This window comes from Pseudoalteromonas sp. S4492 (assembly GCF_005886115.1).
In the GTDB taxonomy this organism is placed as follows: domain Bacteria; phylum Pseudomonadota; class Gammaproteobacteria; order Enterobacterales; family Alteromonadaceae; genus Pseudoalteromonas; species Pseudoalteromonas gelatinilytica.
On sequence record NZ_PNCP01000083.1, the window covers coordinates 1 to 1,327 of the forward strand.

Annotated in this window: 2 protein-coding genes; both read right to left on the reverse strand. The window is 31.4% G+C overall.

All coding sequences use genetic code 11. From position 1 onward, the window contains the following. Window positions 1-196 precede the first annotated feature (196 nt). A complete protein-coding gene (locus CWC28_RS20545) occupies window positions 197-535 on the reverse strand; it encodes a hypothetical protein (RefSeq protein WP_063706210.1) in 339 nt (112 codons plus the stop codon). A 196-nt stretch (window positions 536-731) separates the two neighbouring features. Next, complete coding sequence (locus CWC28_RS20550) at window positions 732-1,157, reverse strand: hypothetical protein (protein WP_063706212.1); 426 nt, start codon at window positions 1,155-1,157, stop codon at window positions 732-734. Window positions 1,158-1,327 lie beyond the last annotated feature (170 nt).

The following is a 1,327-nucleotide window of genomic DNA, read 5'->3' on the forward strand; positions in this document are numbered from 1 at the left end:
TATTAAACCATTGCTTATATATGACATTGGACTAGCTAAAAACCAAAAAGAAATACCTGAGCCTGTTTGTTAATATGAAAATAGTGCTTTAAACCTAGAGTAAGCTTTAAGTCCTGACTGTCACTAATAACTAAAAAGTAACTTGCTCACCAAAATTTGTAAAACTGTAAGACTTAACCCCACTTAGTATGCATAATCATCCCATTTCTAAAAAATATTGTTGCAACTTTTTCAATTGTACTAGTGAAAGAAATCCAAGTATCAAAATGATAATAGTTTTCCAGTAATGAGGTTTAGAAAACATATCAACTGCTGCAAATAAAGCAATTACAACAATATACGATACAAAAACATGCTTATCTAATGTTCTGACATTACTACGAATATTTTTAATGTGGGGTAAAAGGCAATAGCTCCCCAGAAACAATAAGCACATCAAAATACCTAATTGCCAGCCATGTTTAGCTAAAAGTACAAGGGGTGCACCATACAAAATAAAGCAGGCTAATGCTTTGTTATTTGAAGATTGCTCCATTGAATTACCTATATTCCTTTATTAATTATGCAAGTGTGCGATATGCACATATGAGGTCTGGGCTTGTATTTTTCTCTCAACTAATAGCTTAAATTTAAATGGTTTTCATAATTCAGTTAGGGAAAGTAAAGCTTAACCGTATTCTCAAATTTTGGTGTACATTTTTTATGATGATGGTAGAGATAACCATGTCTCTTTACTTATCAAAATTACACTTATAATTGACTTTCCCTCCAAATTCAGCACCGGCATATTCAGCGCTCGTCTTCAAAACCAATACCTTCTCTCCTCTAAACTTTGCTGAAATAAGGCAATAATCAGAAAAACCCAAAAACTTTTTAAAAAGACTGACTTCTATAATTAAAAGCCCACCGTCAAAAAATAAAGTACCACTTTCAAATTCATCTCCGGCGCCAATCAATACTGATTTAAAACCTTGATCATAAGTGTACTCAGAGTAAGCAACACCTTCCTGTGTTCTTATTGAACTAAATTCTGTATCAAAGTGAAAATAAAAAGGCTCAAACTGATTTTTAATAAATACACCAGCATCTTTTGTTATGTACCAAAATAAAGTTAATACAATAAAGATAACTAAAAATAGTTTTCCAAAGACTTTCATAAAAACACTCATTAAATTTGAAAAACAAAATCGAGATTATGGATTATCAATACAACGGCCAGCCTACATAGCTAAAGGTCTTTTATATTTGCCTCAACTAAAGACTAAACTGCATTGGTTATTATGATTTAGAAGGAAAAATGTAGCTTGACCTCTTTGGATAGATAAAA

Excerpts from the sequence above, each read along its gene's own strand:
- CWC28_RS20545 (WP_063706210.1), bottom strand. The coding sequence starts at position 535 with ATGGAGCAATCTTCAAATAACAAAGCATTAGCCTGCTTTATTTTGTAT.
- CWC28_RS20550 (WP_063706212.1), bottom strand. The coding sequence starts at position 1,157 with ATGAAAGTCTTTGGAAAACTATTTTTAGTTATCTTTATTGTATTAACT.